16 protein-coding genes are annotated in these 16,713 nt (G+C 70.5%); 7 read left to right on the top strand and 9 right to left on the bottom strand.

The annotated features are described in order from the left end of the window. Window positions 1-105 precede the first annotated feature (105 nt). The 5 genes from JYJ93_RS12555 (at window position 106) to JYJ93_RS12535 (ending at window position 5,038) form a co-directional block, all read left to right on the top strand. Window positions 106-1,074 carry an alpha/beta fold hydrolase gene (locus JYJ93_RS12555; RefSeq protein WP_242543779.1) on the top strand — a complete coding sequence of 323 codons (969 nt, stop codon included), beginning with the start codon at window positions 106-108 and terminating at the stop codon, window positions 1,072-1,074. Between the two features lie 102 nt (window positions 1,075-1,176). After that, entirely contained in the window at window positions 1,177-2,349 is a 1,173-nt protein-coding gene (locus JYJ93_RS12550) for a hypothetical protein (protein ID WP_206790211.1), read from the top strand. Window positions 2,350-2,421: 72 nt separating this feature from the next. Further along, a complete protein-coding gene (locus JYJ93_RS12545; protein ID WP_206790202.1) occupies window positions 2,422-3,432 on the top strand; it encodes a DUF2157 domain-containing protein in 1,011 nt (336 codons plus the stop codon). Between the two features lie 2 nt (window positions 3,433-3,434). Further along, a complete protein-coding gene (locus JYJ93_RS12540) occupies window positions 3,435-4,544 on the top strand; it encodes a DUF4401 domain-containing protein (RefSeq protein ID WP_206790200.1) in 1,110 nt (369 codons plus the stop codon). Further along, window positions 4,541-5,038: a GDYXXLXY domain-containing protein gene (locus JYJ93_RS12535; RefSeq protein ID WP_206790198.1), complete on the top strand. Its 498-nt coding sequence runs from the start codon at window positions 4,541-4,543 to the stop codon at window positions 5,036-5,038. Before JYJ93_RS12540 ends, JYJ93_RS12535 begins: the two co-directional genes overlap by 4 nt. Before the next feature lie 21 nt (window positions 5,039-5,059). Here the strand turns inward: JYJ93_RS12535 and JYJ93_RS12530 are convergent, their stop codons facing one another. The 9 genes from JYJ93_RS12530 to JYJ93_RS12490 all read right to left on the bottom strand — a co-directional run bounded on the left by JYJ93_RS12530 (window position 5,060) and on the right by JYJ93_RS12490 (window position 14,528). Beyond that, window positions 5,060-6,784: a sigma 54-interacting transcriptional regulator gene (locus JYJ93_RS12530; RefSeq protein WP_206790196.1), complete on the bottom strand. Its 1,725-nt coding sequence runs from the start codon at window positions 6,782-6,784 to the stop codon at window positions 5,060-5,062. Between the two features lie 369 nt (window positions 6,785-7,153). Further along, a complete protein-coding gene (locus tag JYJ93_RS12525; RefSeq protein WP_206790195.1) occupies window positions 7,154-7,825 on the bottom strand; it encodes a trimeric intracellular cation channel family protein in 672 nt (223 codons plus the stop codon). 20 nt (window positions 7,826-7,845) lie between these two features. Further along, window positions 7,846-8,643 carry a class I SAM-dependent methyltransferase gene (locus JYJ93_RS12520; protein ID WP_206790193.1) on the bottom strand — a complete coding sequence of 266 codons (798 nt, stop codon included), beginning with the start codon at window positions 8,641-8,643 and terminating at the stop codon, window positions 7,846-7,848. A 7-nt stretch (window positions 8,644-8,650) separates the two neighbouring features. Beyond that, complete coding sequence (locus JYJ93_RS12515; RefSeq protein WP_206790191.1) at window positions 8,651-9,409, bottom strand: ZIP family metal transporter; 759 nt, start codon at window positions 9,407-9,409, stop codon at window positions 8,651-8,653. Between the two features lie 32 nt (window positions 9,410-9,441). Next, on the bottom strand, window positions 9,442-10,728 hold the full coding sequence (locus JYJ93_RS12510; RefSeq protein ID WP_269012795.1) for a hypothetical protein: 1,287 nt from the start codon (window positions 10,726-10,728) through the stop codon (window positions 9,442-9,444). Window positions 10,729-10,737: 9 nt separating this feature from the next. Next, the gene (gene lpoB / locus JYJ93_RS12505) at window positions 10,738-11,349 is read right to left on the bottom strand and encodes a penicillin-binding protein activator LpoB (RefSeq protein ID WP_206790189.1); all 612 of its coding nucleotides are present in this window, start codon (window positions 11,347-11,349) and stop codon (window positions 10,738-10,740) included. A gap of 14 nt (window positions 11,350-11,363) precedes the next feature. After that, window positions 11,364-12,179, bottom strand: a complete 816-nt coding sequence (locus tag JYJ93_RS12500) for a hypothetical protein (RefSeq protein ID WP_120578181.1) — start codon at window positions 12,177-12,179, stop codon at window positions 11,364-11,366. Between the two features lie 10 nt (window positions 12,180-12,189). Continuing rightward, a complete protein-coding gene (locus JYJ93_RS12495) occupies window positions 12,190-12,753 on the bottom strand; it encodes a hypothetical protein (RefSeq protein ID WP_206790187.1) in 564 nt (187 codons plus the stop codon). Between the two features lie 131 nt (window positions 12,754-12,884). Beyond that, window positions 12,885-14,528 carry a mechanosensitive ion channel domain-containing protein gene (locus tag JYJ93_RS12490; protein ID WP_206790184.1) on the bottom strand — a complete coding sequence of 548 codons (1,644 nt, stop codon included), beginning with the start codon at window positions 14,526-14,528 and terminating at the stop codon, window positions 12,885-12,887. A gap of 181 nt (window positions 14,529-14,709) precedes the next feature. On the opposite strand from JYJ93_RS12490, the gene JYJ93_RS12485 reads away from it, so the two are divergent. Together JYJ93_RS12485 and JYJ93_RS12480 are read left to right on the top strand one after the other, a co-directional pair. Continuing rightward, a complete protein-coding gene (locus JYJ93_RS12485; RefSeq protein ID WP_206790174.1) occupies window positions 14,710-15,096 on the top strand; it encodes a response regulator in 387 nt (128 codons plus the stop codon). Window positions 15,097-15,101: 5 nt separating this feature from the next. After that, window positions 15,102-16,667: a cytochrome c family protein gene (locus JYJ93_RS12480; protein WP_206800265.1), complete on the top strand. Its 1,566-nt coding sequence runs from the start codon at window positions 15,102-15,104 to the stop codon at window positions 16,665-16,667. Window positions 16,668-16,713 lie beyond the last annotated feature (46 nt).

The raw sequence follows: 16,713 nt of genomic DNA, 5'->3' as shown, positions 1-16,713 counted from the left end.
TCGGCCTGGGCGGCGGGCAGCCTAGGGTTCCCGGGCGTCCGGCTCAACACCGCTGTGGGCCAGACATTCCGTCAAGCCGCCCCGTGCCGTAAAGGGTCATCTCCCATGTCCCGCCCACCCCCGCCCCGCCGCTCTCCCCTCCCCCCTCGCTGGGACGCCGCCGGCCGCCCCGGAGCCCCGGGCGCCACGCCCCCCGTGGGCCCGGTGGAGACGGGGCTGTTGGCCCAGTTGGCCCCGGCCGTGGTGCCCCAGGTGCACTGGCTGCCCGGGGGCGGCGCGGTGCGGATCCTCGAAGGGGGTCCGCCCGAAGGCGCCCATTCCACGGTCGTCTTCCTCCACGGGCGTGGGAGCGCGGCGACCCACTGGTTCCCGTACCTGACGGCGCTGGCCCGGCATCACCGGGTGCTGGCCCTGGACCTGCCCGGTTTCGGTCAGTCCACCCCGGCCGACGTGCACGTGGGGTCCGCGGAGGACGCGGTGCGCTTTTTCACGGCGCCGGTGGAGGAGGCGCTGGGGATGCTCACGCAGGGGCCGGTGTCGGTGGTCGGCCACTCGCTGGGCGGGCTGGTGGCGCTGGAGTTGGCGCTGCGCGGCGCGGTGCCGGTGGAGCGGCTGGTGCTGGTGGACGCGATGGGGCTGGGTCCGGAGATGCCGCGCGCCTCACGCCTGTTCTTCCGCGCGGGGCCGGAGCGGCTGGCGCGCAACCTGGGCCCCTGGGCGATGGCGCGGATGCTGCCGCCGCCTCCCACGCCGTTGGGAGAGAAGCTGGGCCAGCTGGGTTACGAGCTGTTGAGCGTGCCCGGCGGCAGGCCCGAAGCCGCGCACGCCTTCAACGCGCTGGTGCCGCTGACGGGGCCGCTGTTCCACCGCCGTGAACGGCTGGGCGAAGTGAAGGTCCCCGTGCTGCTCGTCTGGGGTGAGCGCGATGAGACCCTTCCCGTCTCACTGGCGGACGAGGCCGCGCGCCACCTGCCGCGGGCCCGGGTGCTGCGCGTGGAGTGCGGACACAGTCCCCAGTTGGAGCACCCCGAGCGCGTGCTCCCGGAGCTGAAAGCCTTTCTCGGCGAGCAATGACAATCACCCGTCAGCTCTTCCTGTGGAACCCGGTCATGCGCTATTGATTGAGGGCAAGGTGCTCGGGCCGCGCGAGCGCTTTGGGGGAAGAGGGGCATCCGCATGAATCGGGAATGGAAGTCTTTCCAGCGCGTGGCGCTGCTGGGCGTGGTGTTGGCACTGGGTGCCTGCGGCAAGGACGAGGTCCAGGACCCGGGCCTGCAGCCGGGGGCGCAGGGGGAGATGGACTTCACGATGCCCACCGAGCCCCTCCGCCTGAAACTCGCCGTCAAAGCCGGCCAGCTCTACCGCTTCGTCTGCAGCCCCGCCACCCTGACGGGGTGCCGGCTTCAATTGCGAGACGCGACGTCGCTGGAGCCCCTGGGAGAGGCCCGGGCCACCAACATCCAGCAGAACAAGTGGGAGATCAGCCTCTTCTGGACGGCGTCCGCGACCGGGCCTGTCTTGATGGAGCTCCAGCCGAACATCCTCACGGAAGAAGGATTCGCAGGACAGTTCAGCTACCAGTTCACGGAGGCCGCGGATGATGCGGGCGGCTCCACGGACGAGGCTGTCAACCAGCCGGTCACGCAGACGGAGACAACGTTCGAGGGCTCCCTGGAGACCTCCGGCGACGTGGATGCCTGGCGGCTCTCCGTGCCCACGGACCACATCTTGCGCGCCGTCTGCCGGACGACGGAGGCCGGCAGCAACCCGGACATCGAGCTCCTCCGCCCGGATGGGACGTCCCTCGGCACCTACAACTACGGCGACTACACCTTCGGCGAGCCCCTCCCCTACATCGCCGTCAAGAACGTGGGAGGAGGAGACATCCTCCTGCGCGTCCAGTCCTATCAGCGGCAGCCCTCGACCTTCTCCCACCGGTACGAGTGCAGGGTCAGCGATGCAGGCCTGGATGACCATGGGGACGTCGCGGCGCAGGCCACCCTTGTGACGGTGCCCGCGCAGGTGGACGTCGTCTTCGGCTCCAGGAATGACGTCGACGTGCTGGCCACGGACCTGATCGAAGGTCACGTGTATCTCCTGAAGGACGCCACCGCCACCACTCCCAAGGGCGGCACCGCCACCCCCTATTGCGGCACCACGGTGACGGATGCCCAGGGCGCGCAGCAGGGCCCGAAGCTTGCCACTTACGGGGATGGGGCCCGGTTCACGGCCCCCACGAGCGGCCGGTATTTCCTCGCGCTCGAGCGCAGCTTCAGCGACGGCACCATCTGGATCGCAACCCAGAGCCACCGCTTCGAAATCACCGACGTCACCGAGGCCACGCCGTAGCACCGACTGTGTCTGGAGGGGCTGGATGGCAGTGTCCCAGCCCCTCCGGCAAACAGGATACAGTCGCCGGCCGTGCCGAAAGACTTCCTCGACTTGGAGGCGACGCCGGAGCGGCTGCACGCGCTGGCGGACGCCGGAATCCTGAGACCGGACGCGTACGGGCGCGCGCTGCATCTGGCGGTCGCCTCGCCGGCCCGGCCCGCGTGGCGCGCGTTCCTGTCCACGACGTTGATGGCCCTGGGCTCGCTGCTGGTGCTGGCGGGCGTGGTGTACTTCTTCGCCTTCAACTGGGCGGCGCTGGGGCGCTTCTCGAAGCTGGGCCTCATCTGCCTGGGCATGGCCGGCGCGGCGGTGGGCGCGTGGCGGCTGGGCGACCGGCCCGCGGGCCAGTTCGCGCTGCTCGCCGCCGCGGTGCTGGTGGGCCCGCTGCTCGCCGTGTACGGACAGGCGTACCAGACGGGCGCGGATCCGTATGAGCTGTTCATCGGATGGGGCGTGCTCATCCTGCCGTGGGTGGCGCTGGCGCGCTTCACGCCGCTGTGGATGCTCCAGCTCGTGCTCGTCAACACGGGCGTCATCCTCTTCTGGGGCCAGCGCATGACGCGCGTCGAGTTCTACGAAGCGAGGCTCGCGCTGGTGCTGGGGCTGCTCAACGGGTTCGCCTGGGCGACATACGAGCACTTCGCCAACCAGAAGGTCTCCTGGCTCCAGGGGCGGTGGATGCCCCGCGTGTTGTCCCTCATGACGCTGGCGCCGCTGGTGACGCTGGGCATCCTGTTCATCGTGAGCAGGCATGACCGCTCGCTGGAGACCGGACTGTCCCTGCCGCTGGTGCTGGGGGCGCTGGCCGCCATCTACGCCCTGCACCGGCATCTGCACGGTGAGCTGTTCCTGCTCACGGTGGGCGCGCTGAGCGCCATCACGCTCGTCACCACGGCGGTGGGCTGGCTCCTCATGGAGGTCACGCACGCGGAGGAGCTGACCCTCTTCATCCTGCCCCTGGTGCTCATGGGCGAGGTGGGCCTGGCGGTGTACTGGCTGCGCCACGAGTCGCAGGCCACGGGCGTTTCGGAGGAGACCTGATCATGGCCCTGCGACCGACCATTCAAGACGTGCTGGCGGGGCTCAAGGCCGAGGGCCACGTGGACGCGGAGGTGGACGCGCGCGCCCGCACCGCGCTGGAGGTCCGGCACAAGAAGCTGGGGGCCTCGCCCTGGTTCGTGAAGGCGCTGGCCGGCGGAGGCGCGTGGCTGTCCGCCGCCTTCCTGCTCAGCTTCTTCGCCTGCGTGGGCCTCTGGAAGGAGGAGGCAGCGCTTACCGGCCTGGGGCTCGCGCTGACGGTGGCGTCGGTGTTCCTGCGTCGGGCCACCCAGGGGCCCTTCATGGAGCAGCTCGCCCTGGCCCTGTGCATGGCGGGCGTGGGTTCGTTCCTCGTGGGGCTGGCGCAGCTGGACCAGAACACCGTCACCATCGCGTTCGCGGGGGCGGTGGTGTCGCTCGCGCTGCTGGCCGTGTTCCCGGACCTCATCCTGTACTTCCTGGCGACCGTGGGGGTCTGCGTGTCCGTGGGCGTGCTGGCCGTCGAGGCCTTTGGGGGCGCGGGCGCGGACGTGTGGATGCTCGTGGGCACGGCGGCGCTCTGCGGCCTGCTGCTGTACGAGCCCCGGCTGCGGCGCGGACAACTGGGCGCCCGCGTGGGGCCCATCGCCTTCGCGCTCGCGTGCGCCGCGCCCGGCTGGCTCTTGTTCCGCAGCTACGAGAACTCGCAGGAGGGCTTCCACTACGTCTTCCGCTTCGAGAGCGCGTTCGTCCCCAGCGCGTACATGGCCATCGCGCTGGCGCTCCTCGTGGTGTGGACGGGATGGCAGGTGCTGCGCGAGCTGGGGCTGGCGCATGAGCAGCGCGTCTGGATTCCCGCGGTCTGCGCGCTCGTGCTGCTCACGGGGATGACGCTGAACACGCCGGGCGTGCTGGTGGCGGTGCTGATGCTGACGCTCGGCTTCCACCGCCGCAGCCGCGTGATGCTGGGGCTGGCGGTGGCGTTCCTGCTGACGTTCGGCGCGTACTACTACTACGACCTGCACATCACGCTCTGGGCCAAGGCGCTCGCGCTCACGGGCAGCGGCCTGGTGCTGCTGGGCGTGCGGCAGTTCTTCCTGCGGCGGCACTCCGCCGTCCCCACGGAGGCCCGATGAAACGCGGCGCCGTCATCTTCGGTGGGCTCGCGCTGGTGTTCGCCGCGCTCGCCTTCCTCGTCGTGCAGAAGGAGACCGTGCTCGCGCGGGGGCAGCCCGTGCTGCTGCGGCTGGCCCCGGTGGATCCACGCTCGCTCATCCAGGGCGACTACATGGTGCTCGACTACGCCATCAACCAGGGCTGGCGCGAGGGCCACGAGCAGCCCCAGGAGGACGGCAACGTGGTGCTGCGCCTGGATGAGCACGACGTAGGCGAGTTCGTGCGCTACGAGACGCCGGGCACCGAGCTCGCGCCCGGCGAGGTGCGCCTGCGCTTCCGCATCCGCAACTCGCAGATGCGCCTGGGCGCGGAGGCCTTCTTCTTCCAGGAGGGCCACGCGGAGCGCTACGCGAACGCGCGCTACGGCGAGCTGCGGGTGATGGACAACGGCACCAGCGTGCTCGTGGGCCTGCGCGACGAGAACTACCAGCCGCTGGGCAGCGCCATCCGCTGAAGAAGGCGCTGCCCTCGCGCGTCAGTCCGAGTCCTCGTTCTCCAGCAGGTCGGAGAACGGGGAGCCCCCCTCGCCCAGCGCCTTGTAGAGGCCGTCCACCTTCTCCAGCTCGCGCTTGAGCGCCTTGTGGTGGTTGCGGTTCTTCACCAGGCTCTCGCGGCCCAGCAGGCGGAAGGCCTCGTCGCGGCCCACCTGACGGATGGCCGTGCCCAGCACCAGCCCGCGGAAGCCGTCCGCGTAGTCCAGGTCCAGCGGGCTGCCGCGCCTGCGGGCCTCCCCGACGAAGGCCTGCGCCGCGGCCCGCAGCGCCTCCGGCAGCGGACGGGCCCCAGGGGACTGCTCGTAGCCCAGCGCCTCGGCCACGTGCTTCTCCTGCAGCACGAGGTCGACCGTGCCATTGCCCGCCTGCCCCACCATCGCCAGCGAGTACGCACGCCGCACGATGTTGTCGAGCTGCCGCAGGTTGCCCGGCCACGAGCTGGTGGTCAGCAGCACCTCCGCCTCCGGTGCCAGCCGCGCGGAGCCTTCCGGCAGCCGCTCGCGGTGGCGGCGGTTCACCATGTACCGCGCCCAGAGGGGAATCTCGTCCTGCCGGTCCTGCAGGGGCGGCATGCGCACCGGCAGCACGTTCACGCGGTAGTACAGGTCCTCGCGGAAGCGGCCGGCGCGCACCTGCGCGTGCAGGTCCGCGTTGGTGCCGATGATGAAGCGCACGTCCGCGAGCTTCTCGCCGGTGCCCTCGCCCAGCGGCCGGTAGCTGCGCGATTCCAGGAGGTGCAGCAGGCCCGCCTGCGCCTTCAGCGACAGCTTGTCGATTTCGTCGATGAACAGCGTGCCGCCGTCCGAGCGGGCCACCACGCCCGGCGCGTCGCGCACCGCGCCGGTGAAGGCGCCCTTCTTCCAGCCGAAGAGCTCCGCCATCTGGAGGTCCTCCGGCACCGTCACCAGGTCCAGCGTCTCGAAGGGCTTGCCCCGGCGGCCGGAGCGCTCATGGCACCAGCGCGCCAGGCGCGACTTGCCCGCGCCCGTGGCCCCGCTCACGAGGATGGTCTCGTCCTGGAGCGCGAAGGTCCTGAGAATCGGCAGCAGCTCCGCCATGGAGCGGCCCACCACGGGGAGGAACTCGTCCACCTCCGGCGTGGCCACCGGCCGCTGCGGCAGCGCGGTGAGGTACGGCGCGGCGATGTCCGTGAGCAGTTGGAGCAGGTCGCCCGCGTCGCGCCAGACGAACTCCTGCCCCATGGCGGCCAGGCAGTCCGCCTCCAGCGAAATCATGCCCTCCATGCCCGCGGGCGTGCGCAGGGGCAGCACGCACACGTGCGTGGCGTGGCGGCCCAGGAAGCGCTGCTTGCTCTCGTTGCTGTGGAAGCCCGCGAGGCCCGGGTCGCCCGTCACCGGCGCGTCCGGCGCGTGCGGCTGCACCGTGCCGATGTTCACGTCGATGGACACCGCGCACCGGTGCTCCACCACCGCGCGCCACGCCGTGGCGGAGGTGAAGAAGGGCGTCCCGACGCCCGCGTCCGTCACCTCGCGCGCGCCCACGTCCAGCGCCGCCAGCCGGCGGTACGCCTCACCGGGGCGGAGGTGGACGATGCCGCGCAGGACCCGGGCCCGGCCCGCATAGCGGCTGGCCGCCACCGCGCCTTCCGCCACGGCCAGCATCCGACGCAACGTCGCCGCCGCCGCGGTCTCGAAGTCCCTGGAATCCCGAAGCGCAGCCATGAGCTGCGCCAACTCGTCTTGCATCCCCTCGCCTCCCGTGCGGAAGCCGCGCCACCTCCGACCGGCGAAGCCGTCCAAAAAGCAGACGCGGACTCTATCGGAGATGACGGGGAGGTGCGGATTCAGATGGAGAGCGCGGAAGGAGCGGCCCCTCCTTCCGCGCTCCGGGTGCATCTGGATGCGGTACACGCCGTTGCCGGCGTATGGGCGGGACGCATTGCGGATGTCGTGCCAAGCATGGGAACCCAATGATTTCGCGGGCTCACGGTGCACACCCCCATCAGACTGCGTCCAAATGGTACGCAGACGCGTCCGCACAGGACGCAAAGGCCCCCTGACGGTGGGGTCCCCATGCCTGTCGGACCGCGCCTCCCGAACAGGCAGGCAGCCGGGTCATTCCATACCAGTCAGGGAGAAGTGGGGCAGGTTCCAGCCACGCCAGACGCTGACCATGCGCAGCGCGAAGCAGGTGATGCCGCCCAGCAGGGCCATGGTGCGCGAGGGCCGTCCCAGCCGCTGGCCCACCACCATGACGAGCGCCCCGGCGAGCGCCGCCACGGCGTAGATGTCCGCGCGCAACACGGTGGGCACGTGGTTGAGGAAGAGGTCGCGCAGGGTGCCGCCGCCGGAGCCGGTGATGGCGGCCATGAGCACGGCCATCAGCGGACGCAGGCCGTAGTCCAGCGCCTTGCGGGCCCCGGCGATGGCGAACAGGGACAGCCCCGCGGCGTCCAGCGTGACGAGCAGCAGGGGCGGCACGTACGTCACGAAGCGGTGGAGCAGGAGCACCGTCGCGCCGCCCGCGAAGGCGACCAGCGCGTAGCGCTCGTCCCGGATGGAGTTGGGGGGCGTCGCGCCGATGAGCAGGTCGCGGAGGATGCCGCCGCCCAGCGCGGTGGCGAACGACAGGACCATGACGCCCAGCGGATCCAACCCGCCCGCGATGGCCGCGATGGCGCCCTCCACCGCGAAGACGTAGGTGCCGGCGAAGTCCAGCCCCAGCAGCAGCCGCGCCTCGCGGCCGTTGACGCGCGCCCCTGTCCCCGCCGCCACGGTGGGTTCCATGGCGGCGACGCTAGCACCCGTCAGGCCTGGGAGGCGGCGTCCGGCTTCAGCACGAAGACGCGGTCCAGGCGCGGGCTGCCGCGCCCCACGGGCGAGTCCAGGTCGTAGTCGAAGTCGAACGTGGCCGCGACGCGCAGGCCGGACTTGCGGAACAGGCGCTTCACCTGGGCCTCGTCGTACGTGCGGAAGTACCACGTCGTCTCGATGAGCCAGTCCTTGTCCGGCCCGGTGACGCGCAGGCGGTTGCGCATGGGCGAGCGGCGCAGGCGCTGCTCCGGCAGGCCCTCGTGCGTGTTGCACACGACCTTGTCCTTCCCCACCTGCCCCACCCAGCGCTCGTGCTCCGGCCCGGAGCGCGCGTAGTCCGTGAGGTGGAAGCCCAGCACGTAGATGCCGTCCGGATTGAGCAGGCGGCGGGTGCCGGTGAGGTGCTCCACCGCGGCCTTCTCGCTGTCCAGGTAGCGGAAGGTGGAGACCAGCGTGTGGGCCAGGTCCACGCGCCCCTCCAGCGCCGGGTCGAAGAAGTCCTCCATGCGCGCCTGGGACAGCTTCACGCGGCGGCGCTCCGCGGGGGACAGGCGCTTGCGCGCGTGCGCGAGCATGGCCTCCGACAAGTCATAGCCCGCGACCTTCAGGCCCCGGCTCGCGGCCTCCGCCACCAGCCGGCCCGCGCCGCACGCGGGCTCCAGCCACTGGTTGCCGCCCGTGCCGAAGCGCCGGCTCAGCTCCTGGAGGAAGTCCGCCTCGCGCACGGTGTCCGTGCCGAAGATGGCCTCGTAGTACTCCGGATGCTCGTACCAGTCCTTGCGTCGTTCCATGGTGCCGTCAGTGCTCCGTGTGCCCCAGGACGCGCGCGAGCACGAACATCACCAGCAACCCGGCTGCCAATGCCACCAGGTTGCGTCCGGGCTTGTCCCGGCCGTGCTTGTTCACGTGCGGCAGCAGGTCCGACACGGCGATGTAGAGGAAGGTGCCGGCGGAGAAGGCCAGGGCCTTGGGCGCCAGCGACTGGAAGCTCAGCACCGCGTCGAAGCCGAAGTAGAGCACCGCGCCCACCGGCACCATCAGGCCGTACAGCGCGGTGTACGCCAGGATGGTGCCGCGCTTCTTGCCCTCCGCCTGGAGGATGGATGCGAGCGACAGCGACGAGGGAATCTTGTGCGCGGTGATGGCCAGGAGCGCCATGGCGCCCACGCCCTCCTTCACCGAGGAGCCCAGCGCGATGCCGTCGAAGAGCGTGTGCGTGGACAGGCCCAGGAACGCGCTGAAGCCCAGCGCGTGGCCATGCACGTGCTCCGCGCAGTCCGGCGGCTCCTCGCAGGCGTGGGCCAGCAGGTAGCGCTCCAGCACCAGCACGAAGAGGAAGCCCATGGGCACGAGCGCGAAGGCCCACCAGCCGCCGCCCTCGTAGGCCTCCGGGAGCATGTGGAAGAAGGCCGCGCCGAACATCACGCCCGCCGCGAAGGCCAGGAACGTCACGAGCCGCGTGGAGCGGTCATTGAAGATGACCACGCCCGCGCCGGCCAGCGCGCTCACCACGACGATGAAGGAATACAGGACGACTTCGGCCACGACCGGCGACATGGGGCGCGCACCCTACTCCCAAAACGACGCCGTCAGTAGCTTCGCACCACCAGCACCTCCACCCGCCCCGGCTTCACCTCCACCAGGTGGGTGGTGGGCCGGCCCGGTGCATCCACCTGGACGGTGTGTTTTCCCGGAGGAAGCCGGAAGCGCGCCACCTGGAACTCCGCCGGCAGTGAAAGCCAGGAGCGCAGGTCGGCCTGGTTGCCCGCGTTGAGCAACAGGAACGCGAGCACGCCCAACTCCTTGCTCTTCGTGAGCGCGCCCACGCCCGCGGCCACGCCCGCCTTCGCCACCGCGCCCGCCAGTTGCTTCGCCAGCATGCGGCCAATGCGGTCGTTCAGGTGCACCTGGGCCACGCGCGACAGCGACGTCACCGTCACCGCCCGCTCCGCCCGGCCCTCCACCGACACGCGCACCGGCGGTGTACCGCCGCGGTCCCGGTACACGGGCACTTCAATCAGGTCCCCGGAGTCGCCGTAGTCGCGCGACGCGCGCTCCTTCTGAGGTGACAGGCCCGCCTCCACCACCACGACGAGCTGCCCGTCACCGGGGCCCACCGGGTCATGCGCCACGTCCGGGAACTTCTGGGAGAGCATCGCGTAGGCGTCGTCGCGGCCGGTCTTCTTCGCCAGCCGCAACAGCGGCTCCACCAGCCCGCCCAGCCGGGGCTCCAGCTCGTACGCCTTCATGTAGTCGATGAAGGCCGAGTCCCACTCATGCTGGTCCTCGTACAGCACGCCGCCCAGGTAGCGCGCGATGGCGAGCTGTTCGTACGGCTTCTTCTCCTCGGTGATCATCTTCTCGATGCGCTCGTTGACGCGGCGGACCTCCACGAGCGCGTCCTCGTCCCGGCCCAGCTCCGCGTAGTTGAGCGCCTGGAGGACGGAGATCATCAGCTTCTCGAAGTCCTCCCCGCGGTAGGCACGGCGCCGCTCGTTGCTGAGCAGGATGCCGGCCTCTTCACTCACGGAGGTGATGTCCAATTGCGAGCTCAGGTCATCCGCCTGGGCCAGCACCTTCGTGCTCTCCTCCCACTGCCCCGCCGCGTGCAGCACCATGCCCTTGTCCAGCAGCAGCAGGAGCTGGTCGCGCTCGGGGGCCTCCTTCTGCTCGCCGTCCAGCTCACGCAGGGCGCGCGGATAGTCGGAGGCCTGGTACGCGGAGCGCGCGGAGGCCGTGCGCGCCACGTAGTCGCTGGCGCAGCCCGTCCCCAGGACGCAGACGGCCAGGACGAACAGCAGGCCCCAACGCGCCGCCGCCGGGGAAGCGGCGGGGACGCGCGGGGCCTGGGAGGCGATGTCGGGGAGGTTGGACACGGCGGACGGCTACCAGCTCACGCCCTGCTTCTCGAACTTCTTGCGGATCTGCTTCTCGTCCGTCCACGCAATGGTGCCGGTGCGCACGTCGTTCAGCTTCGCCGTCATCTTGTAATAGACGAGCTTGTCGCGGCCGACCTCCTGGATGATGGACGCGAGGTCGCCCGTCATCAGGAAGTCCACCGACGCCTGCTGGCCCGGGGCCTTGGCGGCGTTCGGGTTCACGTAGCCGGACTGCTGGTACTCGTACTCCTCCGCGATGTCCTGGCGCGCCTGCTGGTCCACCAGCGCGAAGCGGCCCGTCTGCGCGAGCGCCGTCTGAATCTTGTCCCCCAGCGAGCGCATGTCGATGTGCTCACTGGTGCTGTTGCGCAGCTTGCCCACGAGGACGATGGGCAGCGGCGCGCCCTGCGGCGGGGGCTGAGCGAAGCGCGGGGAGCTGGCGAGCGACTCGGCCATCTTCTTCGCGATGAGCTGCAGGTCGTTCTCGTTGAAGCGGTCGCCCAGCATCTCGATGGTGTTGGGGTCCTCGTAGGTGCCGCGCGTGAAGGCGCGGGGGCCTCCACAGCCGGCGAGCGTCACGGCGACGAGGGCGGACAGCAACAGGCGGCGGGTGTTCATGGTCGGGTCGACTCCTAGTTCCATTCGCATTCGAAGCGGCTGCCTTCGAAGTTCCACTTGTAGGCAAGCACCGCGTCGCGGCGGTAGCCGGCCGTCAGCCGGCAGAGGCTCTGCAAGGACGCGCGCGGATAGTCGAAGGTGTACGTCTGCGCCTTCGCGCGCTCCTGCGGGGTGAGCTGCGAGGGGTGCGTGAGCGTGGGGCTGGCGCTCGCCGCCACCATCACGCGGTGCGCGCCGTACGTCTTGAGCGGCACGTGGCCCGCGAGCTGGATGCGGCGCACCGTGCGGGCCACCATGATGTCGCTGCGGTCCACCATGGTCTCGTGGCTGTTGCGGCGCTGCAGGAGCTCCGGGAGGTTCGCGGAGAACACGCGGGTGATGTCCCCATCATCCACGAAGAAGTAGAGGAACGCCTCGCGCGCGGTGCGGCTCTCCCCGGTGAAGTCCAGCGTCACCAGGATGTCCAGCTGCCGGTTGGGCGCCAGGCCATGGCGCGACACCGCCGCCAGCACCGTCTTGTCCACGCCCGCCTTCTTCAGGCGGATGAGGCCGTCCGCGCTCGCGTCGCAGGCGCAGCGGCGCTCTTCGATCATCTTCACCAGCTGCGCGGGCTCGAAGCCGGCCTGCGACAGCTTGGTCAGTTCCTCGTCGGTGAGCGGGAGCTGATCCGACCGCTCGTAGATGCGCGGCAGCTGGTTCGGGTCCCACTGGATGATGTTGTAGGTCTGCACGTCCCCGGACGGGAACGGCAGCGCCACGGACGGCGAGGCGGCGCGAGGCGCCTGGGCCGTGGTCAACGCGACAGCGGCGGCGAGCAGTTGAGCGATCATGGCGTCTCCGTCAGAACCGGTATCCGACGTTCATGAACAACCGGTTCGTGACTCCTCCTCCCCCGATGGGGATGTCCGGCGAGTAGTGCAGCCCCATGAGCACGCGGTCGCGGCGGTCCAGGAAGATCTCCGCGCCCACCTGCGGCGACAGGGCGAAGCGCAGGCCCTCGCCCTCCGGGATGACGATGGCGCCCGCCTTGAGGCCCAGGGTGAAGGCCACCGGCCAGCCCCAGCTGCGGAAGGTGGGGCCCACGTTGCCGATGAAGCGCCCGCCGTCGAAGACGTAGCCGCCGCTGACATCCAGGCGGTACCAGTCATCTCCCCAGAGGGACACGGTGGCGCCCACGAACAGCGGCGGGCCCTCCGGCGCGCCCGGGGGGTTCTCACCGGAGTTGATGGCCGCGCCCCAGTCGAACTGGAGCGACACGCCCCGGCGGTTGTCGCCGTAGCCTCCCGTGCCGTACTCCGACTCCTCGGGCCCGTCGGTGCGGCCCCGCTCCTGGGCGCTCGCGGTGAGCGGCGCGGCGACGGCCAGGAGCGCCAGGGCTCCGCACAAGGTGACAGGACGCTTCATCTGTTGGACTCCCCAGCTTGGGTGCGAGTGCTCTTACGCGCGTCTTACGCCGCGTGGGGCGCGATATTCATCGCGCGGCGAGCGTCCGTGCAAGCGCCCGTTTTCCCTGGGGCCCTGACGGACGCGCTTCTTCAGGACCGGGGCTCGGGGGCGCCCTGGATGGCGTCCTCCTGGTCGTCCCGGGAGGCCGTGGGCTGCTGCGCGGGGCGGGACTCGCTGCGCACCATGGGCAGCCACTGGGGCCTGGAGCGCAGGAAGACGACCAGCCGCTCGCGCACGAGGAAGCGCAGGTCGCCCAGCTTGCTGGAGTTCGCCGCGCTCACCAGGGCGCGCACGGTGAGGGTCTTGTCCATCACGTCGAAGACGACCAGCGTCTTCACCCGCCCATCCCACAGGTCCTTCGCCTCGTTGGCGAGGATGCGGTCCAGCTCCGCGCGCAGCGCGTCGATGTCCGCCATGTAGTCCACCTGGAGGATGACGGTGCCCATGATTTCGGGGGACCCCTTGCTCCAGTTCTGGAACGGCTTGTCCAGGAACTGGTTGATGGGGATGACCATGCGCCGCTGGTCCCAGATGCGCAGCACGACGTACGTGAGGGTGATCTCCTCCACCGTGCCGAACTCGCCCTCCACCAGCACGTTGTCGCCAATGCTGACGGGCTGGGTGATGGACAGCTGGATGCCGGCGAGCAGCGACGCGAGCGACTTCTGCGCGGCGAGACCGACCGCGAGGCCGGCGATACCGGCGGAGGCCAGCAGCGACACGCCCACGTTGCGCACCACCTCGAACTGCATGAGCAGCAGCGCGGCGGCGATGACGTAGGTGGCGACCTCGAAGACGGCGCGCAGCACGGCCAGCTGCGTGCGCAGCGAGCGCGTGCGGCGGTGGGGGCTGGTCTCCGAGGTGACACGGCTCTGGACGTAGGCCTCCGACACGCGGAGGAAGCGCAGGATGAACCACGCCACCGCGATGATGGTGAGCGAGTAGCTCACGCGGTCGCTCAAGAGCTTCAGCTTGGGAGGCAGGAGCAGGAACGAGGTGCCCAGCGCCAGCAGGAGGGCGAAGAAGGGCAGCCGCAGGGGACCCCGGCCCGCGCCGATAATCTGGTCGTCCCAGGCGATGCGCGTCCAGCGCGCCACCCGCAGCCCCGCGGCCAGCAGGAGCTTCTCCAGGAGGTAGGAGAAGATCCACGCGCACAGCAGCGTCACCGCGAGCCCCAGCCACTGCCACGGCTCCAGCCCCAGCACCGTGCGCTCGAAGAAGAAGGCCGGGAGCGTCTCGGTGAGCAGCGGGCCGTACTCCTCGAAGAGCGGGTCCACCATCTTCACGGTGGGCTCCGACACCACCCAGATGAACGTGTTGTCCACGCTCATGCGCTGCAGCCGGATGGGCACGCTCTCGCCCTTGAGCGGGATGGCCCCCAGTGACACGAAGCGTGAAGTGGCGGACTCGCCCTCCGGCGTCTTCGGCAGGACGGACGTGTCCACCGACAGCTCGCGGTCCAGGACGAACTTCAGCTTCCGGGCCAGCTGGGCGCCCTTGGCGGGCTGCTCGGCGGCCGGCAGGTGGTCCAGGTAGAGGTAGAAGGCGGCGCGGGCGTAGTCCCCGCGATGCACCGCGTCCAGGAAGCCCTGCGCCGTGGCGCGCGGCGACGAGCGGTCCAGGTCCTGGGGGACCTGCCCCAGGCCATTGTCGAGGGCCAGGACGGGGAGGCCACCGAGGACGCACCCCAGGAGAAGGAGGGCCACCAGGACCCGGGAGGCATGGCGCTTCATGGGCGCCTCCATACTCCGTGTGCGGTCGGTTGTCCGGGAAAGACGGTGGGTGTTTCCAGGCCCGCCCGGCCGCTGGGAAGCCCGGGGGCGAGAACTGGAAACCCGTGCTGGAACGCGACACGGGAAAGCATTGGTACGCCGCTGGGTGGTGGGCTAGAACCGACCCCCAAGGAAGGTCGCCGTGTCCGAAGAGAAGCGAAGAATCCTCCTCATTGACGACAGCGAGATCACCCTCGCCATGGAGAAGGCCGTCCTGGAGGCGCGGGGCTATGAGGTCGTGGCCACCTCCACGCTCATGGAGTTTGAGAAAACGCTTCAGAGCTGGCGGCCGGACCTCATCCTCACGGACATCCACATGCCCGAGGCGAAGGGCACGGACATCTGCCGCACGCTGAAGAACGAGTACAACACGCAGGACATCCCCATCGTGTTGTTCTCCAGCCTGCCGGACGACGAGCTGTCGAAGCTGGCCGAGCAGGTGGGCGCGGACGGCTGTCTCTCCAAGGTGAACGGCCTGGAGGCGATGGGCGAGAAGATCGACGAACTGGTGCAGAGCATCCTCTGGTGATGACGATGCGCGCGGCCGTCCTCGCGGTGCTCGCAAGCGCGCTCCTCACCGGTTGCAGACGCCAGGAGCCGCGCGTCCCGGAGAGCCCCCCCGGGCAGCAGCAGGCCTCCCCTGCTCCCGCCGCGCCTCCGGGCGCCGTGCTGTTCATCTCCGCGGACACGCGTGGCTACCTGGGCCCGTGCGGCTGCAGCGAGAACATGCGGGGCGGCATCGGCCGGGCGGCGTTCCAGGTCCAGCAGGCGCGCCAGGGCGGCCAGCCCGTGCTCTACATCGACGGAGGCAACAGCCTCTTCGGGGAGACGCACCTCACGGCGGACCAGGTGCCGCAGGAGGAGCGCAAGGCGAAGGCGCTCGCGGACGCGTTCCGCACCATGGGCATCGCCGCGCGCGCCACGGGCGAGCTGGACGACACGCGAGGCGCGGCCTTCCGCCAGGGGCTGGGCCTGCCGGAGATCCCGGCCGGTGGCGTGAAGGTGCTGGACGCGGGGACGCGCAAGGTGGGCGTGGTGGCCGCGGCTTCCGGCGAAGCGCTGGTGAAGGCGAGCCAGCAGGCGCGCGAGCAGGGCGCGGACTTCGTGGTGGGCCTGTTGGACCAGCCGCTGGAGGCCGCGCAGGCCGCCGCCGCGTTGCCGGGCCTCGCCGCGAACCTGGTGGTCGCCACGCACAGCGCCGGTGAGTTCTCCGCGGAGGAGAACCGGCTGGTGCGCTCCGACGTGCCGGTGGTGGCGGTGCAGAGCAAGGGGCGCTCGCTCTTGCGCGTGGACCTGACGTACGCGCCCGCGAAGGGGGCCTTCACGCCGCAGCGCTCGCAGGGGGACGTGGAGCGGGAGGTGACGGCGCTGGAGCAGCGCATCGCGCTCCTGGACAAGGAGATTTCCCGGCCCGGCATCGACCCGACGCTCAAGGCGCTGAAGCAGGGCAAGCGCGACGAGCTCGCGGCGCGCAAGCAGGGCCTGCTCACCGCGCCGCCCGCGCCCACCGACGGCGTCAACGGCTTCGCGCTGCGCTTCCTGCCGCTGGAGTCGAACCTGCCCAGCGCGCCGGACACGCAGGCGCTGGTGAAGGCGTACGACGCGGACGTGGGCCAGCTGAACCTCGCGTGGGCGAAGGCACACGGCCAGGACTGCCCGCCGCCCACGAAGGGCCAGGCCGGCTTCGTCGGCAGCGCGGTGTGCGCGGACTGCCACCCGGACGCGACCGGCGTGTGGGAAGGCACGAAGCACCACCACGCCTGGGAGACGCTGGAGGAGGTGGGCAAGCAGCACCACCTCAACTGCGTGGGCTGTCACATCACCGGCTGGCAGAAGCCCGGCGGCGTGTGCCGGCTGGACAAGGTGGCGGGCCGCGAGGACGTGGGCTGCGAGAGCTGCCACGGCCCGGGCTCCAAGCACGTCGACGCGCCCAGCCCGGCCACCATCGTGGGCAAGCCGGGACAGGCAGTGTGCGTCACCTGCCACAACACGGAGAACTCGCCGCACTTCGACTTCGCCACCTACCTGCCTCGCATCCTCGGTCCCGGTCACGGCGGAACGGGAAAGAGCGGGCAGGCAGGCGAGCCACCGGCGAAATAGCGTCGCTCGCTCCTACGGTGGGTCCTTCCCGAAGGCATACCGGGCG

Origin of the sequence: Corallococcus sp. NCSPR001 (assembly GCF_017309135.1) — a bacterium.
Classification (GTDB): Bacteria; Myxococcota; Myxococcia; order Myxococcales; family Myxococcaceae; genus Corallococcus.
Note: the sequence above shows the minus strand (reverse complement) of the source record. Positions and strands in the feature narration are given on the sequence as shown.